The organism is Streptomyces sp. NPDC015220, assembly GCF_043079345.1.
Lineage (GTDB): Bacteria > Actinomycetota > Actinomycetes > Streptomycetales > Streptomycetaceae > Streptomyces.
The window spans coordinates 47,401-73,957 of record NZ_JBIBUK010000015.1 but is presented as its reverse complement, the minus strand read 5'-3'; the positions used below and the strand labels follow the sequence as shown (position 1 = coordinate 73,957).

The 26,557-nt window shown below is 71.8% G+C and carries 27 protein-coding genes and 2 pseudogenes; 16 read left to right on the top strand and 13 right to left on the bottom strand.

The window, feature by feature from the left end; translation table 11 throughout:
- Positions 1-26: 26 nt before the first annotated feature.
- Positions 27-1,367 (top strand): ammonium transporter, encoded by a 1,341-nt coding sequence (locus tag ACF061_RS26215; protein WP_392269417.1) that lies wholly within the window; start codon positions 27-29, stop codon positions 1,365-1,367.
- A 164-nt stretch (positions 1,368-1,531) separates the two neighbouring features.
- On the opposite strand, the gene ACF061_RS26210 is transcribed toward ACF061_RS26215, so the two are convergent.
- The 4 genes and pseudogenes from ACF061_RS26210 to ACF061_RS26195 all read right to left on the bottom strand — a co-directional run bounded on the left by ACF061_RS26210 (position 1,532) and on the right by ACF061_RS26195 (position 4,400).
- On the bottom strand, positions 1,532-2,191 hold the full coding sequence (locus ACF061_RS26210; RefSeq protein WP_392269416.1) for a hypothetical protein: 660 nt from the start codon (positions 2,189-2,191) through the stop codon (positions 1,532-1,534).
- A gap of 278 nt (positions 2,192-2,469) precedes the next feature.
- Positions 2,470-2,685, bottom strand: a complete 216-nt coding sequence (locus ACF061_RS26205) for a DUF397 domain-containing protein (RefSeq protein WP_392269415.1) — start codon at positions 2,683-2,685, stop codon at positions 2,470-2,472.
- A pseudogene (locus tag ACF061_RS26200) lies at positions 2,682-3,612 on the bottom strand (Scr1 family TA system antitoxin-like transcriptional regulator). Before ACF061_RS26200 ends, ACF061_RS26205 begins: the two are co-directional and overlap by 4 nt.
- 230 nt (positions 3,613-3,842) lie before the next feature.
- Complete coding sequence (locus ACF061_RS26195) at positions 3,843-4,400, bottom strand: TetR/AcrR family transcriptional regulator (protein WP_030399878.1); 558 nt, start codon at positions 4,398-4,400, stop codon at positions 3,843-3,845.
- Positions 4,401-4,498: 98 nt separating this feature from the next.
- Here ACF061_RS26195 and ACF061_RS26190 point away from each other — a divergent pair, with 98 nt between their 5' ends.
- Positions 4,499-5,299 (top strand): oxidoreductase, encoded by an 801-nt coding sequence (locus ACF061_RS26190; protein WP_125523378.1) that lies wholly within the window; start codon positions 4,499-4,501, stop codon positions 5,297-5,299.
- A gap of 24 nt (positions 5,300-5,323) precedes the next feature.
- On the opposite strand, the pseudogene ACF061_RS26185 reads toward ACF061_RS26190, so the two are convergent.
- The 3 genes and pseudogenes from ACF061_RS26185 to ACF061_RS26175 form a co-directional block, all read right to left on the bottom strand.
- Positions 5,324-6,218, bottom strand: a pseudogene (locus ACF061_RS26185) (IS982 family transposase).
- Positions 6,219-6,410: 192 nt separating this feature from the next.
- Entirely contained in the window at positions 6,411-6,626 is a 216-nt protein-coding gene (locus ACF061_RS26180; RefSeq protein ID WP_392269414.1) for a DUF397 domain-containing protein, read from the bottom strand.
- The gene (locus ACF061_RS26175; RefSeq protein ID WP_392269515.1) at positions 6,623-7,558 is read right to left on the bottom strand and encodes a Scr1 family TA system antitoxin-like transcriptional regulator; all 936 of its coding nucleotides are present in this window, start codon (positions 7,556-7,558) and stop codon (positions 6,623-6,625) included. The genes ACF061_RS26180 and ACF061_RS26175 overlap by 4 nt, the downstream gene beginning before the upstream one ends.
- Positions 7,559-7,938: 380 nt before the next feature.
- Here ACF061_RS26175 and ACF061_RS26170 point away from each other — a divergent pair, with 380 nt between their 5' ends.
- Entirely contained in the window at positions 7,939-8,196 is a 258-nt protein-coding gene (locus tag ACF061_RS26170; protein WP_392269413.1) for a hypothetical protein, read from the top strand.
- Positions 8,197-8,339: 143 nt separating this feature from the next.
- On the opposite strand, the gene ACF061_RS26165 is transcribed toward ACF061_RS26170, so the two are convergent.
- Positions 8,340-9,143, bottom strand: a complete 804-nt coding sequence (locus tag ACF061_RS26165) for a VOC family protein (protein WP_392269412.1) — start codon at positions 9,141-9,143, stop codon at positions 8,340-8,342.
- 250 nt (positions 9,144-9,393) lie between these two features.
- On the opposite strand from ACF061_RS26165, the gene ACF061_RS26160 reads away from it, so the two are divergent.
- Positions 9,394-10,245 (top strand): sulfurtransferase, encoded by an 852-nt coding sequence (locus ACF061_RS26160; RefSeq protein ID WP_392269411.1) that lies wholly within the window; start codon positions 9,394-9,396, stop codon positions 10,243-10,245.
- A gap of 72 nt (positions 10,246-10,317) precedes the next feature.
- Here ACF061_RS26160 and sepH read toward each other — a convergent pair whose 3' ends face one another.
- Positions 10,318-11,349 (bottom strand): septation protein SepH, encoded by a 1,032-nt coding sequence (sepH, locus tag ACF061_RS26155; RefSeq protein ID WP_392269410.1) that lies wholly within the window; start codon positions 11,347-11,349, stop codon positions 10,318-10,320.
- Between the two features lie 488 nt (positions 11,350-11,837).
- Here sepH and ACF061_RS26150 point away from each other — a divergent pair, with 488 nt between their 5' ends.
- A complete protein-coding gene (locus ACF061_RS26150; RefSeq protein WP_392269409.1) occupies positions 11,838-12,719 on the top strand; it encodes a hypothetical protein in 882 nt (293 codons plus the stop codon).
- Here ACF061_RS26150 and ACF061_RS26145 read toward each other — a convergent pair.
- Together ACF061_RS26145 and ACF061_RS26140 are read right to left on the bottom strand one after the other, a co-directional pair.
- Positions 12,643-13,962, bottom strand: a complete 1,320-nt coding sequence (locus tag ACF061_RS26145; protein WP_392269408.1) for a D-arabinono-1,4-lactone oxidase — start codon at positions 13,960-13,962, stop codon at positions 12,643-12,645. The two genes, ACF061_RS26150 and ACF061_RS26145, sit on opposite strands and share 77 nt — an antisense overlap.
- Positions 13,922-15,160, bottom strand: a complete 1,239-nt coding sequence (locus ACF061_RS26140) for an MFS transporter (protein WP_392269407.1) — start codon at positions 15,158-15,160, stop codon at positions 13,922-13,924. The genes ACF061_RS26145 and ACF061_RS26140 overlap by 41 nt, the downstream gene beginning before the upstream one ends.
- Before the next feature lie 146 nt (positions 15,161-15,306).
- On the opposite strand from ACF061_RS26140, the gene ACF061_RS26135 reads away from it, so the two are divergent.
- From ACF061_RS26135 to ACF061_RS26125, 3 genes are all read left to right on the top strand, one after another.
- A complete protein-coding gene (locus ACF061_RS26135; RefSeq protein ID WP_392269406.1) occupies positions 15,307-16,434 on the top strand; it encodes a ferrochelatase in 1,128 nt (375 codons plus the stop codon).
- Positions 16,435-16,442: 8 nt separating this feature from the next.
- A complete protein-coding gene (locus ACF061_RS26130) occupies positions 16,443-17,258 on the top strand; it encodes an inositol monophosphatase family protein (protein ID WP_392269405.1) in 816 nt (271 codons plus the stop codon).
- 172 nt (positions 17,259-17,430) lie between these two features.
- The gene (locus tag ACF061_RS26125) at positions 17,431-17,913 is read left to right on the top strand and encodes an SRPBCC family protein (RefSeq protein WP_392269404.1); all 483 of its coding nucleotides are present in this window, start codon (positions 17,431-17,433) and stop codon (positions 17,911-17,913) included.
- A gap of 385 nt (positions 17,914-18,298) precedes the next feature.
- Here the strand turns inward: ACF061_RS26125 and ACF061_RS26120 are convergent, their stop codons facing one another.
- The gene (locus tag ACF061_RS26120; RefSeq protein ID WP_019981855.1) at positions 18,299-18,472 is read right to left on the bottom strand and encodes a hypothetical protein; all 174 of its coding nucleotides are present in this window, start codon (positions 18,470-18,472) and stop codon (positions 18,299-18,301) included.
- 465 nt (positions 18,473-18,937) lie between these two features.
- On the opposite strand from ACF061_RS26120, the gene ACF061_RS26115 reads away from it, so the two are divergent.
- The 4 genes from ACF061_RS26115 to ACF061_RS26100 all read left to right on the top strand — a co-directional run bounded on the left by ACF061_RS26115 (position 18,938) and on the right by ACF061_RS26100 (position 22,513).
- The gene (locus ACF061_RS26115; RefSeq protein WP_009191109.1) at positions 18,938-19,591 is read left to right on the top strand and encodes a response regulator transcription factor; all 654 of its coding nucleotides are present in this window, start codon (positions 18,938-18,940) and stop codon (positions 19,589-19,591) included.
- Positions 19,592-19,597: 6 nt separating this feature from the next.
- Positions 19,598-20,845, top strand: a complete 1,248-nt coding sequence (locus ACF061_RS26110) for a sensor histidine kinase (RefSeq protein ID WP_392269403.1) — start codon at positions 19,598-19,600, stop codon at positions 20,843-20,845.
- A 392-nt stretch (positions 20,846-21,237) separates the two neighbouring features.
- A complete protein-coding gene (locus ACF061_RS26105) occupies positions 21,238-21,534 on the top strand; it encodes a DUF4193 domain-containing protein (RefSeq protein ID WP_005481602.1) in 297 nt (98 codons plus the stop codon).
- A gap of 13 nt (positions 21,535-21,547) precedes the next feature.
- Positions 21,548-22,513 carry a hypothetical protein gene (locus ACF061_RS26100; protein ID WP_392269402.1) on the top strand — a complete coding sequence of 322 codons (966 nt, stop codon included), beginning with the start codon at positions 21,548-21,550 and terminating at the stop codon, positions 22,511-22,513.
- A gap of 275 nt (positions 22,514-22,788) precedes the next feature.
- Here ACF061_RS26100 and ACF061_RS26095 read toward each other — a convergent pair whose 3' ends face one another.
- Positions 22,789-23,265, bottom strand: a complete 477-nt coding sequence (locus ACF061_RS26095) for a DUF3093 domain-containing protein (RefSeq protein WP_392269401.1) — start codon at positions 23,263-23,265, stop codon at positions 22,789-22,791.
- A 57-nt stretch (positions 23,266-23,322) separates the two neighbouring features.
- On the opposite strand from ACF061_RS26095, the gene ACF061_RS26090 reads away from it, so the two are divergent.
- From ACF061_RS26090 to ACF061_RS26075, 4 genes are all read left to right on the top strand, one after another.
- Entirely contained in the window at positions 23,323-23,907 is a 585-nt protein-coding gene (locus ACF061_RS26090; RefSeq protein ID WP_392269400.1) for a PaaI family thioesterase, read from the top strand.
- Complete coding sequence (gene dut / locus ACF061_RS26085) at positions 23,904-24,473, top strand: dUTP diphosphatase (RefSeq protein ID WP_392269399.1); 570 nt, start codon at positions 23,904-23,906, stop codon at positions 24,471-24,473. The genes ACF061_RS26090 and dut overlap by 4 nt, the downstream gene beginning before the upstream one ends.
- 1 nt (position 24,474) lies before the next feature.
- Positions 24,475-25,236, top strand: a complete 762-nt coding sequence (locus ACF061_RS26080; RefSeq protein WP_392269398.1) for a DUF3710 domain-containing protein — start codon at positions 24,475-24,477, stop codon at positions 25,234-25,236.
- Positions 25,237-25,613: 377 nt separating this feature from the next.
- Positions 25,614-26,306 carry an ABC transporter ATP-binding protein gene (locus ACF061_RS26075; RefSeq protein ID WP_392269397.1) on the top strand — a complete coding sequence of 231 codons (693 nt, stop codon included), beginning with the start codon at positions 25,614-25,616 and terminating at the stop codon, positions 26,304-26,306.
- Positions 26,307-26,557 lie beyond the last annotated feature (251 nt).

The window sequence follows — 26,557 nt, the reverse complement described above, 5'->3', positions numbered from 1 at the left end:
CGCCCTCAACCCCAGGAGACCGTGCCGTGATCATCGCACCCGCCCCCATGCCACCCGCCTACGACTCCGGCGACACCGCCTGGATGCTGGCCGCGGCCGCCATGGTGCTGCTGATGACCCCCGCCCTCGCCTTCTTCTACGGCGGCATGGTCCGCACGAAGCACATCCTGGTGATGCTCAAGATGAGCTTCGCCTCGCTGTGCTTCGTGAGCATCCTCTGGTACCTCCTCGGCTACTCGCTCGCCTTCGGACCCGACGTGGGCGGCGTCGGACTCATCGGCGACCTCGACTACGCCCTGCTGCGCGGCATCGGGCCGAACACCCTGACCGGGTCCGTCCCCACCTACGTCTACACCACCTTCCAGATGGGCTTCGCCATCGTCACGGTGGCGCTGATCAGCGGTTCCATCGCCGGCCGGGCGACGATGCGGGGGTGGCTGGTCTTCTCGGCCCTGTGGCTGCTGATCGTGTACGTGCCGATCGCGCACTGGGTCTTCGACACGCGGCACGGCTGGATCACGAAGCACTTGGGCGCGCTGGACTTCGCCGGCGGACTGCCGGTGGAACTCAACTCGGGCATCGCCGGGCTCGCCGTGGCCCTGGTCATCAGGGGCCCGGAGGACTTCCGCCGCCAGGAGCCCAGGCCCGGAAACATCCCCCTGGTCATGATCGGCGTCGCCCTGCTGTGGTTCGGCTGGCTGGCCTTCAACGCCGGATCGGCCATCCGCGACACCGGCACCGCCGCCACGGCCTTCATCAACACCCAGCTCGGCGCGGCCGGGGCGATGGTCACCTGGCCGCTGGTGGAGTACTGGCGGACGCGGCGGGTCACCATGATGGGCGTCGGCTCGGCGGCAGTGGCCGGCATGGTCGCCATCACCCCCGCCTGCGGCGAGATCGACCCCAGCGGCGCACTGGTGACCGGACTCGTCGCCGGGTGCGTCTGCGCGTACGCCGTCACCCTCAAGTACCGCCTGAACGTCGACGACACGCTCGACGTGGTCGGTGTGCACGGCGCGGGCGGCCTCACCGGACTGATCATGGTCGGGCTGTTCGCCACGTCGAGCGTCAGCGGCAAGCAGGGCCTCTTCTACGGCGGCGGCGGCTCGCTGCTCTGGCGACAGGTCGTCGCCGTCCTCGCGGTGGCCGCGTTCTCCTTCGCGCTGACCTGGATCATCGCCAAGGCCGTCGACGTGGTCGTCGGCTTCGCGGAGAAGGAGGACTACTCCGCCGTACCGGGCGAGGACGAGGAACGCGCCTACGACTTCCGCACCGCCGCCCGCCTGGACGCACTGGCGGGAGGCGGCCTGGACCGGGAGACGCTGGCCGAGATCCAGCGTCTCCTGCGCGAACACCGGGAGGGGTGAGCGCACCGGCCACCGGGGGGCGGACGCACGGCCACGCGCGGTGAGGAGTGCTGCCGGAAGGGGGGCGCGAACACGGCACCGGGAGGGCACGGAGGGGGCCGGGCCGACGGCCGAGGGGGCCGAGGGTGCGGCCCGCAGCCCCCGCCCACCCGTCCACTCGGGGTCTATTCCGCCGCGTCGGCCTCGTCGATGTCCCTGTGCAGATGGGTCATCAGGTCCCGCATCTCATCGATCCCGGGGGACGAGGGGGCGGCCTGCTCGGTGGCGTGCCGCAGCCAGTCCGTCGTCGCCAGGGCGAGCCGCTTGGCGTCCTGCGTGTGGTGCTCGAAGAGGAGTTCGTCGATGCGGTAGGCGATGTCGCTGAGTGTTTCCTCGCTGGTCTCCGGCGGCAGGATGCCCGCCAGTTCACCGGGGAGCGGGTCCCGGGAGCGCGAGGAGCGCAGAGCCTCGACGATCCCGTTGTCCTCGCTGTAGCGGTCGAGGTTGCCCGTCAGCGCGAACAGGCGTGCGGTCAGGCGCGGCAGGCCGGGGTGGCGGTCCAGCCACTCCAGCAACTGCCGCTCACCACCGAGGTGGTCGGTCACCCGGCTCAGCCGTTCCTTGGCCCGCGGCGACAGGGACCAGCCCAGCGGAAGGATCTCGGCGACCTCTTCGGCGAGCCTCTTCTCGTCCGCGGGGGCCAGCGCGCCGTCGACGAATCCGAGGACCTTCTCCTCGTCCAGGCCGAGCGCGTCCGGACCGACCCGCTGCCGGGCGGGGCGCGAGGCGCCCGGCCGCCGGTGCAACAGGTCACCCACGAGCTTGCCGAGCGGCTTGTCGTGCACGGATCCTCCTAGTGGACCGGTGGGGAACGTCTTCCTCGGCCGCCGGTCCGGCGGACTCCCGCCGCGACGGACGCCGCCGGTGGCACCTTGTTCCGCGCGTTCGCAGACGACCGCACCCCAACTGTGCCGCTCCAGGGGTACGGCCGCGCGCCCGGTGACCCGGTCGGGCGACGCCCGCCGCCCGGTGAGGGCCGGACTCGGGACCGCTCGCCCCCGGCGGTCATGGAAGAGCCCTGCCGCCCGTCAGGACCGGCAGGGCTCTCGCGTCCGTACGACCGTCAGACGCGCCGCTCCGACGAGGCCAGCCCGACGAACCCCGCCCAGGCCGCACGCGAGACCGTGAGCATGGGCCCGGAGGCAACCTTCGAGTCCCTGACGTGCACGATCGCCGTGGCAGAGGCGACTTCCACGCACTGCCCACCCTCGGTTCCGCTGTAGCTGCTCTTGAACCAGGCGAGGTCGGAGCTGACGGTCGAGGACTCAGCGGTGTTCATAGCTCCCTCAGCAACCTCTCGATGAACTGCCGTGACTCTCGCGGACTGAGAGCCTGTGATCGGATGATCCCATAGCGGGCGGCTGCGTGAGCCGCCTGCTCGGGGTCCGTTTCAAGAGTGCTCGATCGGTGAGTCTCGGCGTACACGAACTTCTTGCCGTCCTTGCGTGTGGCGACTGTGAACGGCCCGTTCACACCCGCGTTCTCCTCGCATTCGGTCGGCATGACCTGGACGACGACGTTCGGCTTCTGCGCGATCAGGAGGAGCTGCTCCAACTGTCCACGCAGGACGTCGGTGCCGCCGTACCGGTGCCGCAGTACCGACTCATCCATCACGAAACCCACCAGCGGCGAGGGGCGTCGCTCGAAGATGTCCTGCCGGACCAGCCGGGCGGACACCCGCTGCTCGGTCGTTTCCTGGTCCAGCGGGGGGGCATCGCATCGCGAGCAGGGCCCTCATGTACTCCTCGGTCTGAAGCAGGCCATTGACGACCAGAGGGTCGTACATGAGCAATTCGAAGGCCTCCTTCTCCAGGACCGCCATCCCCTGGAAGAACACCGGGTACTGGGCCCGCTCCACCTGCTCCTTCCACAGGGTCAGCAAGCCGTCCGCGTCCAGTTCCTCATCGGTCCGCTCGATCGTCCGCGGCGACGGGATCCTCCGCCCCTGCTCGAACGCCGCGATCGTGGACGCCGAGTACCCGAGCCGCCTCCCCAGCTCCTCGCGCTCCAGTCCCTTCCGCAGCCGCAGCGTCTTCATGGTCTGCCCGAACGCGACGACGACGCCCCGGCCCGCCTCGTCCTCCGCCCGCCGCCCGGCCCCGTTGTCCCAGACGTCCCCGAGACCGACGACCGCCCCCGCGCCGCCGTTCCCCTGGTCTCCGGGGACCGTCTCGGCCCCCGCCGTCACGCCCTCGCGCTCCGTCATCTCCACCACCGCCTCTCCCGCTCAACGCCCCCGCGAGGGGCGCCGTCACGGTGCGCGGGGCCGACAGAGGCGTACAACGCGCGTACAGCCGCTCTCTGTCGTCGCGGTACCGCTGGTCACGCTTCTAGACGAGTTGTTCCTAATGTCGCCGGGGTAAAAGGGCTGATCCACTTCGCCTCAGTCTTGGTCACTAGCAGCTGATACGGCGCCGTCTGCCCAGATCTGTGCTTTCAGGTCGCGTCGCCAAGCAGGGTTTGGAGGGCCTGCCGGAAGGCGGCGGTGTCGATGTCCTGGCCGATGGCCAGGCGCTGCGAATATCCCGTGAGCATGGCGAGCAGTGCGCCGGCCACGCCGGAGGGGTCCGGCGAGTCGGGCAGGCCGCGGGCGCAGCGGTCCTGGCGGATGAGCCCGGCGACCTTCTCCTGGTCCTTGGCCAGTTGCGCCCGGATCTGGGCGGCGAGGTCGGGCGAGACGGCGGCCTCGGCCCAGACCTGCGCCATCAGCCGGGCGTGGCCGCCGTGGCGGGCGCGGACCCGGTCGAGCAGTTCGGCGGCGTCGCGGATGCTGGCGAGGTCGATGAGGTTATCCACGGCGTCCTCGCAGACGGCCGCCACCAGGTCGTTCTTGCTGGGGAAGTAGCTGTAGACCGCTCCGGTGGACAGTCCGCTGGCGGCGACGATCTCACCGGTGGAGGTCTGGGCGAAGCCCTTGGCCGCGAACACCTCGCGGGCGGCGGCCAGGATCTGCCGGCGCCGGGCGTCGCGGTGCTCCTGGGTAACCTTGGGCATAAAAAGAACGACCTCTCGTTTTATTGTAGAGTGAGGCTCACCCTAACCGACCGCCGACTCCCGGAAGGCGGCGCCCTCCGACGAAGGAGTTGTGTCGCATGACATCCACCACCGTGACATCCGCCTCTGGGCCAGCTGGCGAGTTTGCCGGCGTTCGAGTCCTGGTCACCGGCGGCACGAAGGGAATCGGCGCGGCTGTCGCGGTCCGGTTCGCCGAGGCCGGGGCCGACGTCGTCGTCGCGGCCCGCACGCCGGTCGACGAGCCGCCGGCCGGCAGGTTCGTCGCCGCCGACCTCGCCACCGCCGACGGGGCCGCCGCCCTCGCCGCGCAGGCGACGCAGTTGCTCGGAGGAATCGATGTCCTGATCAACAACGCCGGCAGCCAGACGCACATCCCAGGCGGGGCGCTCGACGCGGCCGACGACGACTGGTACCGCGACCTCGACACCAACCTGATGTCCGCGGTCCGCCTGGACCGGGCCCTGTTGCCGGGGATGATCGCGCAAAACCGCGGAGTCATCATCCACGTCACATCGGGCCAAGCCCGCCTGCCCGGCCCCGCGTCCCTCCCGTACGCGGCGGCGAAGGCCGCGACGACCGTCTACAGCAAGGGCCTGGCCAACGAGGTCGGCAAGCACGGGATCAGAGTGAACACCGTCGTCCCCGGACTCATCGAGACCCCGGCCGTCACCCGGCGTCTGAACCAGATCACCGCCGACAGCGGCCAGGACGCCGAAACGGCCCGCCGGCAGCTGATCGACCGGGTCGGCATCCCGCTCGGGCGCCCCGGCCAGCCCGCCGACGTCGCCGAACTCGTCGCGTTCCTCGCCTCCGACCGCGCGGCGTTCCTCACCGGCAGCCAGTACGTCGTCGACGGCGGCAGCATTCCGACGGTCTAGCCAGGCGCGAAGTTCCTGATCGGTTCAGTGGTCGTAGGCGATCAGTGATCGGGGGACGGTTGCACCGGTCTTGTTGTTGTGCCGGATCGCTGCGGCCAGGGCCAGGACGCGCTGGGCGACGCGGACCGCCACACCTTCGATGGTGCGTGCACCGTGTTGCTCCAGGTCGAGCTGACCCTTGAGGGTGTCGTTGACCGACTCGATCAGTTGGCGGACCTTCTTGAGCACCGGCTCGCCGTACCGCTGCCTCTCCCGCTTGCGCGAGGGCCGCAGCAGCTCGATGCCTTGCCCGGCGAGGGCCTTTTCGAATGGCTTGGACGCGAAGCCCTTGTCCGAGATCAGCACGATGCCCTCGCGGTCGGCGACCAGGTCGGCGTCGACCTCCAGCATCGCCGCAAGGACCTCGCGCTCGCCTATCTTCGGGTTGGCCAGCGCCCACATGATCGGCATTCCGGTCGGGGTGCACACCAGGTACAAGCGTAGGCCCCAAAAGAACCGGGAGTGGGAGGCGCAGTAGCCGTAGCCGGCCCAGCCCGCGAGATTGGAACGCTGCACGGTCGGGCGCGACATCCCGCACGGCACCGGAGTCGAGTCGGTGATCCAGAGGTTGTCGAACCAGAAGTCGCTATCCATCGCCAGTTCCCGGATCATGCGCTTGACCAGCCCGAGCGTGGAGCGGAGCCGCTTGTTGTAGCCCGCGCGCTGCGGCAGGTACGGGAACATACCCGTCAGGTGCTTGTTCGCGTAGCGCAACCAGCGCGACTCAGAGTGGTAGCCGAGCCAGGGCCTGGGCCACGGCCAGGCAGACGAGTTCGGAGTCGCTGAGCAGCGGCGGCCTGCCCATGCATCGGGTTCCCCCGATCTCGTCGTCGATCTTCACATACAGTGCGGTCAAGAGGGTGTTCAGGTCTGTCGTCACACACGGATCTTGGACACCCTCGCCCCTTTGACGGGCCGAAACTTCGGATCAACTCGTCTAGGTGGCCGGTCCGCCTTCCGGGCCGGCTTCGGCGTGACCGTGACGGCCGGCCTCGGAACCGCTCACCCCGGCAGTCATGGAAGAGCCCCGCCGCCCGTCAGGACCGGCAGGGCTCTCGCGTCCGTACGACCGTCAGACGCGCCGCTCCGACGAGGCCAGTCCGACGAATCCCGCCCAGGCCTCACGCGAGACCGTGAGCATGGAGCCGGTCACGGCCTTCGAGTCCCGGACGTGCACAACTGCCGTGGCGGCAGCGACCTCTACGCATTCGCCGCCCTCGGTTCCGCTGTAACTGCTCTTGAACCAGGCGAGGCCGGAGGCGACGGTCGAGGACTCAGCGTTGTTCATAGCGATCCCAGCAACCTTTCGACGAACTCCGTCGACTCTCGCGGACTGAGAGCCTGTGATCGGATGATCCCATAGAGTGCGGCGGCCAGGACCCCTTGCTCCGGGTCGGTCTGAAGAGAGCCGATTCCCCTCGCCTCGGCGTACACGAACTTCTTGCCGTCCTTGCGCGTGACCACGGTGAACGGCCCGTTCACACCCGCGTTGTCCTCACGGTCGAGAGGCATGACCTGGATTTCGACGTTGCGCTTCTCGCCGATCGACAACAGATGTTCCAACTGCCCGCGCAGCACCGCCTTGCCCCCGTACGGACGTCGCAGGAGCGACTCGTCGAGTACGAAGCTCAGGAAGGGCGCGGGTCGACGATCGAAGACGTCCTGCCGGGCCAGCCGTGCCGTTACACGCTGCTCGGTGGTTTCCTCGTCCAGAGGGGGACGCCTCATGGCGAGTAGCGCCCTCATGTACTCCTCGGTCTGAAGCAGGCCGTTGAGGACAGGCACGCTGTACGAGACCAGCTCAACGGCCTCCTTCTCCAAGACCGCCATCCCCTGGAAGAACACCGGGTACTGAGCCCGCTCCACCTGCTCCTTCCACAGGGTCAGCAACCCGTCCGCGTCCAGCTCCTCATCGGTCCGCTCGATCGTTCGCGGCGACGGGATCCTCCGCCCCTGCTCGAACGCCGCGATCGTGGACGCCGAGTACCCGAGCCGCCTCCCCAGCTCCTCGCGCTCCAGTCCCTTCCGCAGCCGTAGCGTCTTCATGGTCTGCCCGAACGCGATGACGACGCCCCGGCCCGCCTCGTCCTCCGCTCGCCGCCCGGCCCCGTCGTCGTTGTCCCAGACGTCCCCGAGACCGACGACCGCACCCGCGCCGCCGTCCTCCTGGTCTCCGGGGACCGTCTCGGCCCCCGTCGTCACGCCCTCGCGCTCCGTCATCTCCACCACCACCTCTTTTGCTCAACGCCCCCGCGAGGGGCGCCGTCACGGTGCGCGGGGCCGACAGAGGCGTACAACGCGCGTACAGCCGCTCTCTGTCGTCGCGGTACCGCTGGTCACGCTACGCGTCCAGCTGGAACACAGGGGGCGTGATGACGACACCCGGCAATCTCACCGACACCGCCCGACCCGCCGTCCCCGCAGCCGCGCCTCCTACGCCCCGCCGGGACTGGCGCCGGCGCCCGGATGGTTCGGGCAAGTCCGTCAGGACCGAGTGCGCGTGCGCGTCAGGTGGCCGGCGGTGAGCCCGTCCGGACCGCTCGACACGGGACGGGTGCGTACCCGTATCCGTACCTTCGGGGACGATTGAGGAGGCCGGTATGTCCGACGCCAACATCCGCATCCCCGCCGAAGCCCGCGACCGGCTTGCCCGGATGGCGTCCTCCCAAGGCATGTCGCTGCGGGGCTACCTGTCCCACCTGGCCGAGACCATGCTCACCCCCGAGGAGCGCGCGGCGCGCGCCGAGCAGGCGCGCACCGCCCTGCGGGCGTGGAACGGCTACGATCCGAGCGCAGGTGAACAAGCCGCCCTGGACGTCGAATTGGACCGACGACTCGGTGGGGCAGGGGCGCGGTGACCGAGGCTCTGCACCGGCTCGCCCCCTCGAACCCCCTCCCGAGTGACCGTACGAGGTCGACGGCAGCACGGCCACGGCCCGGCAAGCCGGAGCGAGGCCCGCGAGGCCCGGAACTCCCCGCACGCGGCACACGGCCACGCGCGTCAGCGCGGGCGGCTGACCAGCGCGAACCGGGCGCCCTCCGGGTCGGTCACCGTGGCCGTCCTGCCGTGGGCGGTGTCCTCGGCCGGGGTGAGCACCCGGCCGCCCAGGGCGACGAGGCGTACGGCCGCCTCGTCGGCGTCGGCGACCTCGAAGTACGTCAGCCAGTGCGGGCCCCGGTCGCGGGGCAGGGCGTGGCCCATGCCGTGGATGCCGGCGACCGGGCGGCCGCCGAGGCTCAGGGTGATGTGGTCGGGATCCGCGGAAGCGGTCGGCCGCTCCTCATAATCAAACAGGTTTCCGTAGAACTTGGCGACGGCGGCGGTCTCGTAGGTCAGCAACTCGTTCCAGGCGGGCGTGCCGGGCACGCCGTCGACGCTCGTGGCGCGATGCGCGGCGGGCTGCCAGATGCCGAAGACCGCGCCCGCCGGGTCGGAGCCGATCGCCAGGCGTCCGGCGTCGCCCGCCTCCAGCGGGCCCACCCCGATCGTGCCGCCGCACCGCCGTACCGTTTCAGCGGTCAGGTCGACGTCGTCCGAGGCGAGGTACGGAGTCCAGGCGACGGGCAGGTGCCGGTCCGGCGGCAGGAGGCCGATGCCCGCGACCTCCCGGCCGTCCAGCAGGGCCCGCACATAGGGGCCGAGCCGTTCGGGGCCCGGCTGGAACTCCCAGCCGAAGAGCTCTCCGTAGAAGGTCCGCATCGCGGTCATCCCGTGGACCATCAGGCTCACCCAGCACGGTGTGCCGGGCGCGTACCGGGCGGGCGTCCGGCCGTCGTGGTCGGCCGGCTCCGGTGCCTCGGTCATCGTCACCCTTTTCCCGGCCCCTCGCGGTGGCCGCATCGTTTCAGCTCCCCGGACCCGGCCGCTGCCCCGCCGTCCGGGGCGGAAGCGTGTTTCCGGGCGGTCTCGGGCCGGTCGCGGCGCACTGCCGACGGATGCCGGTCCCCGGTACGGCACGTGGCCGATTCCGTACGCCTCGTGACCGGGACCGTCAGGCCGAGCAGAGTAGCCGGACCTGGACGCCGGGGCCACCCCGTGCGCAAGGATGGTGGCCATGAACGCCATCATCTCCGCGGCCGATCTCGCCGCCGTCCTCGCGGGACCGAACCCGCCGGTGCTGCTCGACGTCCGCTGGCAGCTCAGCGTGGCCAAGGCGGCGGGCGAGCCGCCCTTCGACGGACGCGCCGCCTACGAGTCCGGGCACCTCCCCGGCGCCGTCTTCGTCGACCTGGACCGCGAACTGGCCTCGGCGCCGGGCGGCGCGGGCCGTCATCCGCTGCCCGGCACGGAGGAGTTCGGCGCCGCGATGCGCCGGGCGGGAGTCTCCGCGGCCCGGCCGGTCGTGGTGTACGACGGCGGGCAGGGCTGGGCGGCGGCGCGCGCCTGGTGGCTGCTGCGCTGGACGGGGCACCCCGACGTACGGGTGCTCGACGGCGGCCTGGCGGCCTGGGAGGGCCCGCTGGAGACCTCGGTGCCCGAGCCCGCCGAGGGTGACTTCTCGCCGGCGCCGGGCGCCGTCCGGCTGCTCGACGCCGACGGCGCGGCGGCGCTGGCGCGCTCCGGGCTGCTTTTCGACGCGCGCGCGGGGGAGCGGTACCGCGGGGAGGTGGAGCCGATCGACCGGGTGGGCGGCCACATCCCCGGAGCGGTCTCCGCGCCCACGACCGGGAACGTCGGCCCGGACGGGCGGTTCCTGCCCGCGGCGGAACTCCGGGCGCGGTTCACGGCACTCGGCGCGGCCGACGGCGGGGAGGTCGGCGTCTACTGCGGCTCGGGCGTCTCCGCGGCGCACGAGGTGCTGGCGCTGGCCGTGGCGGGGATCCCGGCGGCCCTGTACGTCGGCTCGTGGTCGGAGTGGTCCGCGGACCCGGCCAGGCCGGTGGCGGTGGGGCCGGACCCGCAGTAACCGCCGGGGCACCCGGGCACGCGAGGAGGACCGTCCCCTGAAGGGGGCGGTCCTCACGCTCGTACGGCCTCGCTACTCCTGCTTCTTGCGGCGGGTGCCGAACACGATCTCGTCCCAGCTCGGGACCGCGGCCCGGCGGCCGGGGCGGACGCCGTCCGCCTCGGCCTGGCGGTCGGTGGCGCCGATGAGACGGTCGCGGTGACTGCCGACGGAGCGGGGCATGAGGACGTCCGCGTAGGCGGACCCGGCTCCGGCGGAGGCAGCGGGGGCCGGCGGCTCCTCCACCTCCACCTCCTCGTCGGGCTCGGTCGCGGGCTCCGGCGCCCGCTCGGGCACCACCAGGTCGCCGCGGAAGCTGGGCACCGCCTCCAGCAGGCTGGTCAGCGAGTCGCGCTCGCCGGCGCTCTCCTCGGTCGGGTCGGAGAGCTGCGCGGGCAGGGCCGGCCGGTCGCGGTCCCGGTCCAGCGGGCGGTCGCGCGGCAGCCGGGCGATGCGCGGCACGAACGGGAAGCTCGGCTCCGGGGCTCCCAGGTCGTCGGACTCGCCGATCAGGGCGCGCGCCTCGCCGTCGACGGCCTGCACCAGGCGGCGCGGCGGGTCGTACGTCCAGCTCGCCGAGTGCGGCTCGCCCGCGACCCGGTACACCAGCAGGACCTCCCAGGTGCCGTCGTCGCGGCGCCAGGAGTCCCACTGGACGGTGTCCTTCTCGGCGCCGCGCAGCAGCAGCCGCTCCTGGACCGCCTCGCCGAGCAGCGGACCGGAGTTCTCGCCGGGTCGGCGGACCGGGGTCTTGCGGGCCCGTTCGGCCATGAAGGCGCGCTCGGCGAGCACGGGGCCCTCGAAGCGCCGTACGCGGTCCACGGGGATGCCGGCGAGCTGGGCGACCTCTTCCGCGGACGCGCCTGCTCGTATCCGCGCCTGGATGTCGCGGGGGCGGAGATGGCTCTCCACCTCGATCTCGATCTGGCCGAGGCGGGGACGGTCGCCGCGCACGGCGGCGCGGAGCCGTTCGTCGATGGGAAGCGTGTACTCCGTGCTGTCCGCAGCCTTCAGCACCAGCCGTGTGCCGTCATTGGAGACGGCCACGACACGCAGTTCGGGCATGGGGACCTCCCGGGTGGTGCCTGCCGACGTCACGTGCGTCGCTGCTTCCGCTAGTCGAGTGTGGCCTGCCCGGGTGCAGCCTGCCACAACCTTGCCGAGTTGCCCGGCGTGTCGGGCACGGGCCCTGGCTCGCCGTTATGGCACGGTTACCTGTTCGCAACGCTAAGTGACCAACTCCGTCACCCTGTGCAACCAGCCCCCTCCCGGCGGTCCAGCAGGTCCCGGACACCCTGGCGGGAGACCGGACCCAGGGCTCGCAACAGTACTCCATTTGGGCCACGTGCGTGGATTGGCGCGCCGTCGAACTTCTGGCGTCGGACGGGACTTGACCGCCCCTGACCGGATTTATCGATCATGAACGTGGCGTAGTTCACGGAATGGACAGAAACGGAACCAATGGTTTCGCCCATACGTCCCTTTCTCGTGCAGTGGGTCGATCAAGTCCCGAAAATTCATCCATGTGCGGGAGAGGCAGGCAAGATCCGGGTATGCGCGAAAAGCCCGACAGCATCGGCGCGCCGAACACCGAGGAGGAGGAGGCGCCCCGGAAACGGATCGAGCTGAACGCGGCCCAGGTCGCGGGCAGCGCCGTGGCGGCGGTGGTGGCCGCGAAGCTCGCCTCGTACTTCGGCGTCTACGGGACCATCCTCGGAGCGGGGGTCGTCAGTGTCATCGCCACCTGCGGCGGCACGGTCTTCCAGCACTTCTTCCGGCGCACCGGCGAACAGATCCGGACGGTGAGGGTCTCCTCCCGGACCGAGGCCGTTCCCCGGCCGGCCGTCGCCGACGCCCCCGCCGGGCGGACGCCGGCGCCGGGCGAGTTCACCGAGGGCACCGTCTACCGCGCCCGGGTCCGCAGCTGGAAGCGGCCGGTACTCGCGGCCGCCCTCGTCTTCGGCGTCACCATGGCCGGCATCACGGTGTACGAGACGGCGTCGGGCAGCAGCTTCAGCGGCGGACACGGCACGACGGTCGGCGACGCGGTCACCGGCCGCCGCACGCACGTGCAGCCGTCCGGCGGCGACACGCCGACCCCCGCGACCTCACCCACGGCCGACCCCGGAACCGGCGGCGCGACGTCGCCGGGCGGGACCGCCTCCCACGGCACGGACGGCCCCGGGAAGGCGAGCGGGACGCCCGCGCCCGACGCGACGGCGAGCGCCGGAACCGGCGGCACCGGGTCGGACGGCGCCGGCCCGGGCTCGGAGAGCACCGGCGCCGGCAGCGACGGCACGGGGACGGCGGACGGCACGGCCGGGACCGGCGGCACCGCCCCGGCGCCCGGCGCGTCCGCTACGACCCCAGCACCCTCCGCAAGTAGTCGTTCTGGAACAGGCGCTGCGGATCCAGCCGGTCCCGAAGCGCGGTGAACTCGCCGAAGCGCGGGTACACCCCGGCGAAGTACTCCGCGTCCCCGGTGTGCACCTTGCCCCAGTGCGGCCGGCCCTCGTGGGCGGTGAAGATCCGCTCGGCGGCGGTGAAGTACCGCTGGTAGGGGGTGCCGCGGAACATGTGGACCGCGACGTACGCGCTGTCCCGGCCCGAGGCCGTGGACAGCGCGATGTCGTCGGCGGGCGCGGTGCGCACCTCCACCGGGAAGCTCACGCGCAGGCCGGAGCGGTCCACCATCGCCTTCAGCTCGCGCAGCGTGTCGGCCAGGGCCGCGCGCGGGACGGCGTACTCCATCTCCACGAAGCGCACCCGGCGCGGGGAGGTGAAGACCTTGTAGGGGATGTCGGTGTACGTCCGCGCGGACAGCGCCCGGCTGGAGAGCCGGGCGATCGCCGGGACCGTGGCGGGCACCGCGCGGCCGACCCAGTTGGCCACCTGGAAGACGCCGTTGGAGAGGAGCTCGTCCTCGATCCAGCCGGCCAGCCCGCCCACCGGCTGCTCCGGTCCGGCGCTGCGGTTGTTGCGCTTGGTGTTGGTGCTGGTGGTGTGCGGGAACCAGTAGAACTCGAAGTGCTCGTTCTCCGCCCAGAGCTGGTCGAACTCGGCGAGCACCTTCTCCAGGGGCATCGGCTCCTCGCGGGCCGTGAGCAGGAAGACCGGCTCCACGGCGAAGGTGATCGCCGTGACGATGCCCAGCGCGCCGAGGCCTATTCGGGCGGCCGCGAAGACCTCGGGGTTCTCGCTCTCGGAGCAGGTGAGCACCGAGCCGTCGGCGGTGACCAGTTCCAGGCCCCTGATCTGGGCGGCGATCGAGGCCGACTCGCGGCCGGTGCCGTGGGTGCCGGTGCTGGTCGCCCCGGACACCGTCTGCTCCATGATGTCGCCCATGTTGGTGAGGGACAGCCCCTCGCGCGCCAGCGCCAGGTTGAGCCTCTTGAGCGGGGTGCCGGCCTCCACGGTGACCGTCATGGCGTCGCGGTCGATGCGACGGATGCCGGTCAGCAGATCGGGGCGGACCATGACGCCGTCGGTCGCGGCGATCGACGTGAAGGAGTGCCCCGTGCCGACGGCCTTCACCCTGAGGCCGTCCTCGGCGGCCCGGCGCACGGCGGCGCGGAGCTCCTCGACCGAGGCCGGAGCGACCTCCCGCGCGGGACGGGCGGCGACGTTGCCGCCCCAGTTACGCCACGTGCCGTTCTTCCCGCTCGCTGTGCTGCTCAACGGAGCCTCCCCGACCCGGAGCCGGCCTGCTGAGCCGGCGGTACCCGAGGAAACCGACCGCGACCGCGACGGCCCCGGACACCGCCGGAACCCCGTACCCGGACCGCGCGCCGGCCGCGTCGATGACCCAGCCGGCCACCGACGAACCGAGCGCCACCCCGACCGCGAGCCCGGTGCTCACCCAGGTCATGCCCTCGGTCAGGTGCGCGCGTGGTACGTGCTCTTCGACGAGGGCCATCGTCGTGATCATCGTGGGAGCGACGGAGAGGCCCGCAACGAACAGCGCCACGGCCAGAAACGGCAGGTTTCCGACCAGTAGGAGGGGGATCATACTCACGGACATCGCGCATATGCCCAGCAGCCACCGGCGGGCGGGCGCCCCGGACGGCCGCAGCAGCCCGAACAGCACCCCCGCCGTGCAGGAGCCCGCGGCGTACAGGGCGAGCACGACGCTCGCCGCGCCCTTGTGGCCGCGCTCGTCGGCGAAGGCCACGGTGACCACGTCGACCGCCCCGAAGATCGACCCGGTCGCCACGAAGGTGGCCACCAGCACCTGGAGTCCGCGCGAGCGCAGCGCCGAACCCCCACTGTGCTCCTCGCGCGGGTGCGGCGCCGGCTCGGTGGCCCGCTGAGCGGTCAGCCAGAAGACGCCCACGGCGAGGAAACAGGCGGCCAGCAGCGGCCCAGCCTCCGGGAACCAGGCCGTCGACAGCCCGATGGAGACGATCGGTCCGAAGATGAAGCAGACCTCGTCCACCACCGACTCGAACGAGTAGGCGGTGTGCAGCTGCGGGGTCCCCCGGTACAGGGCCGCCCAGCGGGCCCGGACCATCGCGCCCAGGGACGGGACCGAACCGATCCCGGCCGCGCACACGAACAGCACCCAGTCCGGCCACCGGAACCAGGCGGCCAGCAGCAGCCCCGCCGCCGCGGCCAGCGCGACCAGCGTCGCGGGCCGCAGCACCCGGCGCTGACCGTACCGGTCGACCAGCCGGGATATCTGCGGTCCCAGGGCGGCCGCGGCCAGCGCGATGGTGGCCGACAGCGCTCCGGCGAGCCCGTAGCGCCCCGTGAGCTGGGAGATCATCGTGACCACGCCGATGCCCATCATGGACAGCGGCATCCGGCCGAGGAACCCCGCGGCGGAGAAGCCCTTGGAGCCGGGAGCGGCGAACAGGGCGCGGTACGGGCTGGGCACAGGGTCTCCGGGATCCGGTAAGGCGTCTCCGGGGGTCCGGTAAGGCGCGAAGGAAGCGGATACAGCTTACGGGTTAGGTGACCCTAACGCACCACCGGGAGCGGGTCGGGATCCCTGCCGTCGGTGCCGGATGGCAGGATCGGAGCATGCCAGACGCGCTCGATGCCACCCCGTACGACGCCCTGCTCCTGCTCTCGTTCGGCGGCCCGGAAGGGCCGGACGACGTGGTCCCGTTCCTGGAGAACGTGACTCGCGGGCGCGGCATCCCCACCGAACGCCTGAAGGAAGTCGGACAGCACTACTTCCTGTTCGGCGGGGTCAGTCCCATCAACGAACAGAACCGCGCCCTGCTGGACGCCCTCCGCACGGACTTCGCCGACCACGGCCTGGACCTGCCCGTCTACTGGGGCAACCGCAACTGGGCGCCCTACCTCACCGACACCCTGCGCGAGATGGTCCGTGACGGGCGCCGCCGCATCCTCGTCCTGGCCACCAGCGCCTACGCCTCCTACTCGGGCTGCCGCCAGTACCGCGAGAACCTCGCCGACTCGCTCGCCGCGCTCGAGGCCGAGGGCCTGGAGCTGCCGCGGATCGACAAGCTGCGGCACTACTTCAACCACCCCGGCTTCGTCGAACCCATGATCGACGGCGTGGTCGAGTCCCTCGCCGACCTGCCCGAGGACGTCCGGGCCGGCGCGCACATCGCCTTCACGACCCACTCGATCCCGACCTCCGCCGCCGACACCTCCGGCCCGGTGGAGCAGCACGGCGACGGCGGGGCGTACGTCAGGGAGCACCTGGACGTCGCACGGCTGATCGCCGACGCGGTCCGCGAGCGAACCGGCGTGGACCACCCCTGGCAGCTCGTGTACCAGTCGCGCTCCGGCGCGCCGCACATCCCGTGGCTGGAGCCCGACATCTGCGACCACCTCCAGGAGCGGCACGCGGCGGGTGTCCCGGCCGTCGTCATGGCTCCCATCGGCTTCGTCTCCGACCACATGGAGGTCCTCTACGACCTCGACACGGAGGCCAAGGCCAAGGCCGAGGAGCTGGGCCTGCCGGTGCGCCGCTCGGCCACCGTGGGCGCCGACCCGCGCTTCGCCGCCGCCGTCCGCGATCTGATCCTGGAGCGGGCCGCCGTCGAGCGCGGACAGCGGGTCACGCCGTGCGCCCTGGGTGCGCTCGGGGCCGGCCACGATGTCTGCCCGGTGGGCTGCTGCCCGGCCCGCGCCGCCCGGCCCGCCGCCGCGGGCGCCGACAGCCCCTACGCGTGAGGAGCACCGTGACCGACGCCCTGCACACGGAACTGCTCCAGCTCGCCCTGCTGGCCGCCGGCCGCGCCGGAGAGCTGCTGCGGGACGGCCGCCCGGCCGACCTGGCGGTCGCCGCCACCAAGTCCAGTCCGATCGACGTCGTGACCGAGATGGACCTGGCGGCCGAGAAGCTGATCACCGACCTGATCGCCGACCGGCGCCCCGCCGACGGCTTCCTCGGCGAGGAGGGCGCCGCCACCGAGGGCACCAGCGGGATCCGCTGGGTGATCGACCCCCTGGACGGCACGGTGAACTACCTCTACGGACTGCCGACCTGGGCCGTCTCGGTCGCGGCCGAGCAGAACGGCGAGACGGTCGTCGGAGTCGTGATGGCCCCGATGCGGGACGAGACGTTCCACGCCGTGCGCGGCCGCGGGGCCTGGGCCACCGGCGCCTGGGCCGGCGTGCGCAGGCTCGCCTGCCGCCCCGCGCCGCCGCTCGACCAGGCCCTGGTCTCCACGGGCTTCAACTACGTCGCCGAGGTCCGCGCCCACCAGGCCGACGTCGCCCGCAGGCTGATCCCGCTGGTGCGGGACATCCGGCGCGGCGGCTCCGCCGCGATCGACCTGTGCGACGTGGCGGCGGGCCGCCTCGACGGCTACTACGAGCGCGGCCTGCACCCCTGGGACTACGCAGCCGGCGACCTGATCGCCCGCGAGGCGGGCGCGCTGACCGGAGGCCGCCCGGGAGAGCGCGTGTCACGCGACCTGACCGTGGCCGCCCCGCCGGGCGTCTTCGAGCCCCTCCAGGAACTCCTGGAGGAACTGGGCGCCGGTCGGGACTAGGCAGTGTCCGGCGGACCATATGGGTGGGTCGGGGCCAACTGTCTGGGCTGGTCAGCCGTCAGCAGACCGCTCATCCGGGGGGAGGGCACGAGCCGAGCGCTTCTTGACCTCAAGCCTGCTTGAGGTGTGAGGCTCGGCATCGAAGTCACACCACCATGTCCTGGGAGCCCTCGTGATACACGTCGAAGTCACTCAGCCCGTCAACGATCCCTCTCAGCCTGGTCAGTACGTGCTTGACCGTGACGAGGTGTGGGCTGGTCTTCGCAGCAAGGCGGAGAACGCCATCCCGTTCGTTGCCGGCATGTCCGAGTGCTCCGTCCTGGAGCGCGGGCCGGAGGGTCTGGTGCGGGAGGTCGTCGTGCACGGCGAACGAATCCGCGAGGACGTCGCCTTCCAGGTAGGACAGCGTGTCAGTTTCCATCGCAGGGACGACCGAGCCACGTGGGTGATCCACAACGAGATCGGAGAGGACGAGACGGGTGATCTCACTCTGACCTTCGCCGGCGAAGTCCTCTTCCATGGCCAGGCGGCCGAGGCGAAGCACGACGATGAGGCCGCCGAGCGCATGCGCGTCAGCACCCTGCGGGTCGTACGGAACACCCTGGCCGTCATCCGAGAGATGTCCGAAGCCCGCGCCGCCGAGCACGCTGGCTGAACCGCACCGACAGACCACTCGCTCAGGCACGGAGCCATCGTCGGATCGCGGCGACCGGCACGGGGCAGTGGAAGCCCTCCTGGTATCTCGTGGCCACGGCCCTGGAGCCCTCGAGGCCGGAATGCGACGACGGTCCCAGCACGGCCACGAACGCCGGTGGGAGCCCGAGTGGGCGCCCTGCTCCCCGGCACGCGCAAGGGCCCGCACCGGCCGACGGCGAGGGCCGTCCCAGGACGCCCCTCCCCACGCGCCGGCCGCGAGAGAGCCGGCGCGGGCGCCCCGTAGGCGAACGAGCCATCGGGCAGGAGAACGAGCGGAAAGCCGGGGCCCCGGCGCTGGATTCGCCGGGGCCCCGCTCAGGTGCAGCCGATCTGGAACAGGATGATCAGACGCCGGACACGCCGACCTCCACACCGTGCTCGGCGGCGAGGCGGCGCAGGTCGTCGAGTTCGGCCAGCTCCACCTCGACGAGGAAGTCGTCGCCCTCGTCGCGAGCCCGCGTGAGGTCGGACTCGGTCGCCTTTATGCGCTGCAGAAGTCCTGCGGTGAATGCGTCCATGCTGCGCCCCCTCGTCCTGGGTCGTGGGTCGGTGGCACGGGGGTGTGCCTGCCGTTGGGAAAGGGGCGATCACGTCTCCTGCAGGGTGCCCAGCGCTGCCCTGCCGGGCGGCGACGGTGCCGGACACCCACGCCCGCTCTGCGGAAGCGGATGACGGTGAACCGCATTGTGGTGCGGCACATGCAGAGCGTGATCGCGGGGTGTAAACCCGTCCTCCCCAACCTCCCCGCCGGGGAAACCTCGACCGCACGAGAAAATTTCGCGTTCCCGGCCGCTTCATCCGTCGCTCACCCGTTCTCCGGCGGGCGCTTCCCCGGGAATCTCCTCCGCGCTCCTCCCGGGCTTCCCCGGCTTACAGCCGACTTATGGCCGAAAAGGGCAGGATGGAGGCACACACCCATGAAGACCCCTGCCCGCGCGTGCCCGAGCGGCGCCGCGCGGGTGGCCACAGGAAGGACAAGCGACGTGCGCGTACTCGTCGTCGAGGACGAGCAGCTGCTCGCCGATGCGGTGGCCACCGGACTGCGCCGGGAGGCCATGGCGGTCGACGTCGTGTACGACGGTGCGGCCGCCCTGGAGCGCATCGGCGTCAACGACTACGACGTGGTCGTCCTCGACCGCGACCTCCCGCTCGTCCACGGTGACGACGTCTGCCGCAGGATCGTGGAGCTCGGCATGCCCACGCGGGTGCTGATGCTCACCGCGTCCGGTGACGTCAGCGACCGTGTCGAGGGCCTGGAGATCGGCGCCGACGACTATCTGCCCAAGCCCTTCGCGTTCAGCGAGCTCACCGCCCGTGTGCGTGCCCTGGGCCGGCGTACGAGCGTGCCCCTGCCGCCCGTCCTGGAGCGCGCCGGGATCAAGCTCGACCCCAACCGCCGCGAGGTCTTCCGCGACGGCAAGGAGGTCCAGCTGGCGCCCAAGGAGTTCGCCGTGCTGGAGGTCCTCATGCGCAGCGAGGGCGCGGTCGTCTCCGCCGAGCAACTGCTGGAGAAGGCCTGGGACGAGAACACGGACCCGTTCACCAATGTCGTGCGCGTCACCGTGATGACCCTCCGCCGCAAGCTGGGCGAGCCTCCCGTGATCGTCACCGTGCCCGGCTCCGGCTACCGGATCTGATCCGCCGTGGCCGCCACTCCCGCGCCGCCACAGGCGCCCCCGAAGCCCACCTGGGACCCCAGAAGGCCCGAACCGCCCTTCCCCTGGCTGCGCCCGACCATCCGGATACGGCTCACGCTGCTGTACGGCGGCATGTTCCTGATCGCCGGCATCCTGCTGCTGTCGATCATCTACCTGCTCGCCGCCCAGGCCCTGCGCACCGGCAACCAACCGCTGTTCAAGATCGTCGATTTCAGCAACCTCAAGGTCTCCAGCAACGACTGCCCGGGGGTCAACAACGGCAATCTGTCGCTGTCGGAGTTCAACGCCGCGATCAGCGCGTGCACCGACCACCAGCGGCAGGTCGCCCTGGACAGCCTGCTCAGCCGCTCGCTGCTGGCTCTGCTCGGGCTCGCCGTCATCGCCTTCGCCTTCGGCTACGCCATGGCCGGCCGCGTGCTGGCACCGCTCGGCAGGATCACGCGCACGGCCCGCGCGGTGGCCGGCTCCGACCTGTCCCGGCGGATCGAGCTGGACGGCCCGGACGACGAGCTGAAGGAGCTCGCGGACACCTTCGACGACATGCTGGAGCGCCTCCAGAGGGCGTTCACCGCCCAGCAGCGCTTCGTCGGCAACGCCTCCCACGAGCTGCGCACCCCGCTCGCGATCAACCGCACGCTGCTGGAGGTGCACCTGTCCGACCCGAACGCGCCCGTGGAGCTCCAGCAGCTCGGCAAGACCCTGCTGGCCACCAACGAGCGCAGCGAGCAGCTCGTCGAGGGCTTGCTGCTGCTCGCCCGCAGTGACAACCAGATCGTCGAGCGCAAGCCGGTGGACCTCGCCGAGGTCGCCTCGCAGGCCGTCGACCAGGTGCACGGCGAGGCGGAGGCGAAGGGCGTCGAGATCCGCGGCGAGCGCAAGCCCGCGGTCGTCCAGGGCAACGGCGTGCTGCTGGAGCGGATCGCGCTGAACCTGGTGCAGAACGCGGTGCGGTACAACACCGCCGAGGGCGGGTGGGTGGAGGTCCTGACGGATGTCCAGCACGGCCGGGCGGTGCTGTCCGTCACGAACACCGGGCCGATCGTTCCCGCGTACGAGATCGACAACCTCTTCGAACCGTTCAGAAGGCTCCGCACCGAGCGCACCGGCAGTGACAAGGGCGTCGGCCTGGGCCTGTCCATCGTCCGTTCCGTGGCGCGGGCGCACGGCGGGCACATCGCGGCCCAGCCGCGTGAGGGAGGAGGCCTGGTGATGCGCGTCACGCTGCCGATCTGAGATCATGTCCTCGGCAGGCGAGGATGTTCGCTTTGCGCTGAATTTCCGGGCGCCCTTACCGACCTTTTCATGTGCGATCGATCACATGGGCGGTTTTCCGGCCATCCACTCTGAGTGATCATGAAGAGGCCGGAAAGCCGGAAAAATCCGGGTTTTCAGGGCCCCTGATCACGGGAAGTACACGGTGAGACCGCTTTGAAGTGCGGCATTGGAACCGTGTACGGTCCCCATCGCCATCCAAGCCGATCACTCTCGGGGAGTTCGGTTGGGTGTCGATTGAGTAACAGACCTTGATGTGAGGCAAAATCTCCGCCTCGGGTCGGGCACAAGTCCGGCCTCTCACGCGTTACGTGCGCTGGAGACACCGCAGACACCCAGAGGGGGAGAGCGACATGGCAACCGATTACGACACCCCACGCAAGACCGACGACGACGTCGACTCGGACAGCCTTGAAGAGCTGAAGGCCCGGCGGAACGACAAGTCGACCTCCGCCGTGGACGTCGATGAGTTCGAGGCCGCCGAGGGCCTGGAGCTGCCCGGGGCCGACCTCTCCAATGAGGAACTGGCCGTCCGGGTACTGCCCAAGCAGCAGGACGAGTTCACCTGCATGAGCTGCTTCCTGGTGCACCACCGCAGTCAGCTGGCCCGCGAGAAGAACGGCCAGCCGATCTGCCGCGACTGCGACTGAGGCGGGGTCGGCCGTGACTGGCTCGACCCCTCCTTGGAAGCGCCGCTTCCCCCGTGGGGGAGCGGACTCGGGGCCGCCCGACGGCCCCTTCGGCGCGCGTGACCACGACGAGCGAGGCCCATCCCGTCGGTCCGACAGGACGGATGCGACAGCATCGACGGGACCGGTCTCGCTCGCACGGGTGAGCGGGCGCGGCGACCCGGCCCCGCCGGGGGATTCCGCGCCCGTCGCTCGACGGCGGGTCGCGGCGTTCCGCGACCGGGCCGGGGAAGCGGCCCGCAACGGCGTCCGCAAGAGCGGCAGCCGGGCCAGGGCGGCGTTGTCCCACCTCGCCGACCGGATCATCGACATGGCCCCACGCGTTCCCGTGCGCGACCTCGCCACGCTCCGCCGGCAGTTCCCGGGGCTCGGGCCGGAACAGCTCGCGGACAAGCTGGTGGCCGGCGCCGCCTACGCGACGTCCACGGTCGGGGCGGGCATCGGAGCGGCGGCGATGCTGCCGGTTCCGCCGGCGATGCCGACCGAACTGGCGGCCGAGATCACCGGAGTCGCGGCGATCGAACTCAAGTTGATCGCCGAACTCCACGAGGTCTACGGGGTGAGGCCGTCCGGGCCGCTCAAGGCCCGCAGCACCGTGTATCTGTCCTCCTGGTCGGGGGAGCGCGGGATCGACGTGCTCAAACCGTCGACGATCGACACCGCCCTGGGCGGCCAGATGAAGCGCCGGCTGCGTCAGCAGATCATGAAGCGCATGGTGCGCGACCTGCCGAACCTCATGCCGTTCCTGGTGGGCGCCGCCGTCGGCGCCGTCATCAACCGGCGCGACACCAAGAAGCTCGCGGCCCGCGTCCGCACGGACCTGCGCAAGGTCCAGGTGCCGTGGGACGAGCTGCCCGCGCTGCCGCCCCTGGACACCCCCGAGCACCCGCTGGCCATGGGCGACGCCCCGGACGGACCCGGGGACCGGCCCGGGCACTGAGACGGGTCCCGCCCGGCCGAGCCATGCCGTGGGTCGCACCAGTGCGACCAGGGCCGCAGCCGACCGAATCCGTACACCCGGGCTGCCATGCCGTACCCGGGCACTGGCGCGGCCCCGCCCGGCCCATCCGACGTGGGCCCCGCCCGGGCACCTGACCTGGGTCCCGCCCGGGCACGACCAATGACCTGGGCCCCGCCCGGCCGCCGACCTGCTCCCGCCGATCCGTCGAGGCGCTGCCAGGCCGCCGCACCTGCCCCCGCACGGGTGGCTCGGGTCTACGCGGCCTCGGGCGTGGCGGCCGTCCGCGCCGCCAGCAGGGCCTCCGCGAGCCGCTGCGGCTCCCGGGTCGACAGGTACAGGTACGGCGTCGGGTCCTCCGGGTCGGTGACCTCCACGCGCAGTGCCGTGGGGATGTAGGCGCGCAGCAGCAGGAAGGCCCGGGTGTCGGCCTTGTGGGTGCGCCAGGCGCGCGCTTCCTCCGGGTCCAGGACCTCCGTGGTGCCCAGGGCCGTGACCGGGACCTTCGCCTCGCCCGCGATCAGGTTGCCGCCCACGACGCGGATGCGGACGGATCCGTACGAGCTCGCCACGACCGCCGCCGCGGCGGTGCCGCCGACCAGGCCGCCCAGCATGGGCAGGGTGCCGAAGGGGAAGACGATCAGGGCGAACGAGACACCGATCAGGAAGCTGATCAGCCACCAGGAACGGGGCGCGGTGAGACGTTCTTCGTACGGCTGGGCGGAGAGCTGCATGAAGCTAGCTTGGCACGGTGCCCGCCCGACCCGGAGGCGCGGGTAAGGTCTGCGGCTGTGAGTGGTAGTTCCGCAGCTCTTCAGCCTCCCGCCGATGCCGTGAGCCCCGTACGGCATCCCGATGCCCCCGCGCCGGGCGAGCTCCTCGGCGCGCACTACGGCGAGTGTTTCGGGTGCGGCGGCGACCAGCCGCACGGTCTGCGCCTGCAGGCCCGTGCCGGTGACGGCGTCCGCATCACCGCCGAGTTCACCGTGCAGCCGGCACACCAGGGAGCGCCCGGCCTCGCGCACGGCGGCATCCTCGCCACCGCCCTCGACGAGACCCTCGGCTCGCTGAACTGGCTGCTGCGGACCGTCGCCGTCACCGGACGGCTGGAGACGGACTTCGTGCGACCGGTGCCGGTCGGAACCACGCTGCACCTGGAGGCCGAGGTCACCGCCGTGGCCGGACGGAAGATCTACTCGACGGCCGTCGGGCGGATCGGTGGCCCCGACGGCCCCGTCGCGGTCCGCGCGGACGCCCTGTTCGTCGAGGTCAAGATCGACCACTTCGTGCGGCACGGCCGCGAGGAGGAGATCCAGGCCGCCATGAGCGACCCGGACCAGGTCCGGCGCGCCCGGGCCTTCGAGGTGAACCCGTGAGCGCCGCCGACCCGGCGGGCCGTGCTCCGCTGGACGTGCTGATCCGGCGCGTCGACCCGGACGTACCGCTTCCGGCGTACGAGCACCCCGGCGACGCGGGCGCCGATCTGCGCACCACCGAGGCCTGTGAACTGGCGCCCGGCGAGCGGGCCGTGTTGCCCACGGGAGTGTCTGTGGCGCTCCCCGAGGGGTACGCGGCCTTCGTGCACCCCCGATCCGGTCTCGCCGCCCGATGCGGTGTCGCCCTCGTGAATGCCCCGGGGACGGTTGATGCCGGGTACCGTGGGGAGATCAAGGTGATCGTGGTGAATCTCGACCCGCGCGAGTCCGTGCGGTTCGAGCGCTTCGACCGGATTGCCCAACTGGTCGTCCAGCAGGTCGAGAGGGTCCGCTTCCAGGAGGTGGCGGAACTTCCCGACTCGGCGCGGGCCGAGGGGGGCTTCGGGTCCACCGGTGGCCACGCCGCGGTGGACGGCGTGAGCGGCACAAGCGGCCGGGCCGCCCAGGGCGGGCCGGCGGGTGGGAATCGATACGCTTCGGTCGTATCCGACCGGGAAGGACAGTGACGTGTTCGGACGTCGCAAGAAGAAGGGTGCCGCCGAGGACGCGGCCGGCGAGGCCGAGCAGGTCGTCGACAGCGTCGACACCGAGGCGGACGACGAGGGCGAGCGCGAGCGGGTCCGGCTCGAGCCGGAACCGCGGCCCGACGGGCCCTGGGACGGCTCCGAGGTGCGCGACCCGGGCGAGGGCCGGGTGGACCTGGGCGGTCTGTTCGTGCCGGGCGTCGACGGCATGGAACTGCGGGTGGAGGTCGCGGGCGACGCGATCGTGGCGGCCACCGTCGTCCTGGGGGACAGCGCCGTGCAGTTGCAGGCCTTCGCCGCTCCCAAGCGGGAGGGCATCTGGGGCGAGGTGCGCGAGGAGATCGCCGGCGGCATCACCCAGCAGGGCGGCATCGTCGACGAGGTCGAGGGGCCGCTGGGCTGGGAGCTGCGCGCCCAGGTGCCGGTCCAGCTCCCGGACGGCACCGGCGGCTTCCAGGTCGTGCGGTTCGTCGGCGTGGACGGCCCCCGATGGTTCCTGCGCGGAGTCATCTCGGGCCAGGGCGCGGTGCAGCCGCAGGCGGCCGGGCTGCTCGAGCAGATCTTCCGCGACACGGTCGTGGTCCGCGGCGAGGGCCCGATGGCGCCCCGCGACCCGATCGTCCTGCAGCTGCCGAACGACGCGCAGATGGTGCCCGAGGGCGTCCAGCAGGACGAGGGCCAGTCCCGCTTCTCCGGCGGCATGGGCCAGTTGCAGCGCGGCCCGGAGATCACCGAGGTCCGCTAGCCGCGACAGTCGGCGTTCGCCCCGTCGTGGCGCCCGGCACGCCTCCCGCGAGCTCTTCGAGCAGGCAAGGGTCCCCGGAGCACGCACCGGACGCCGCTCCTTGTCGGGTGGACGTAGCCTGCCGCGGCAGCAGCGCACGCCGTCGGGATCTTGCCGGGCCCGCGGGGTCCGGCGAGATCCCGGTGGAAGGTCCTGGAGCCTGCCGGTCGACCCCGTCCGTGGCCCGGCCGCCCCGTCCGTGACGGGCGCCTGCGTCGTCACCCGACCCGGCCGAGGCGGAAACCATCGCGGGGTGCCGGTCGTTGGGCGGTTGAGGCAACGGGCGCCGCTGGCGATACTGGCGCACGGTCCACGGGGGAGCACAACGGGGAGGGCACATGAGTCAGGTCGTCGCCGAGACCATGGTGCGCGTCGAGAACGTCCACAAGTCCTACGGGCACGGCGCCGGTGCCGTGCACGCCCTGCGCGGGGTCTCCTTCGAGGTGCCGCGCGGCGAACTCGTCGCCCTCAAGGGACGCTCCGGTTCCGGCAAGACCACTCTGCTCAACATCGTCGGCGGGCTCGACGAGCCGGACCGGGGCCGGGTCCGGGTCGACGGCCACGACCTCTCCGAGCTCGGTGAGAACGGCCTGCTGGCGCTCCGCCGCGACCGGGTCGGCTTCGTCTTCCAGTCCTTCGGGCTCATCCCCATCCTCACGGCCGCTGAGAACGTCGGGGTGCCGCTGCGGATGCGCCGCGCGGACCCGCGCGAGCGCGAGGAGCGCGTGGCGCTGCTGCTGTCGCTCGTCGGCCTCGCCGACCACGCCGGACAGCGGCCCGGCGAGCTCTCCGGCGGTCAGCAGCAGCGCGTCGCCATAGCCCGCGCGCTCGCCAACGATCCCGCCCTGCTGATCGCCGACGAGCCGACCGGCCAGCTGGACGCGGAGACCGGACTCGCCGTGATGGAACTGCTGCGCGCCGTGGTCCGCAGCCAGCGGGTTACCGCGCTGGTCGCCACGCACGATCCGACCCTGCTGGGCCTGGCCGACCGGGTCCTGGAACTGCGCGACGGGGAGATCGTCGAGCACTGACGCGACGGGGAGATCGTCGAGCACTGAGCCGACCGGTCCCGACCGCCGGAGCGTCCGGACCGAGGGGCACCCCCCCAGGCCGAGGAGGGCAGCCCGGCCGGGGGAGCCCGGACCGAGAGGACCGGTGGGGCCGCCTGAGCACCAGGACCACCCGGAGCACCAGGCCCCCAGAGCATCAGGACCACCCCGACCGCGGCGACGCGACCCGGCTCCCCGGGACCGCCCGGACGACCCGGCTCACGCGGTCCCAC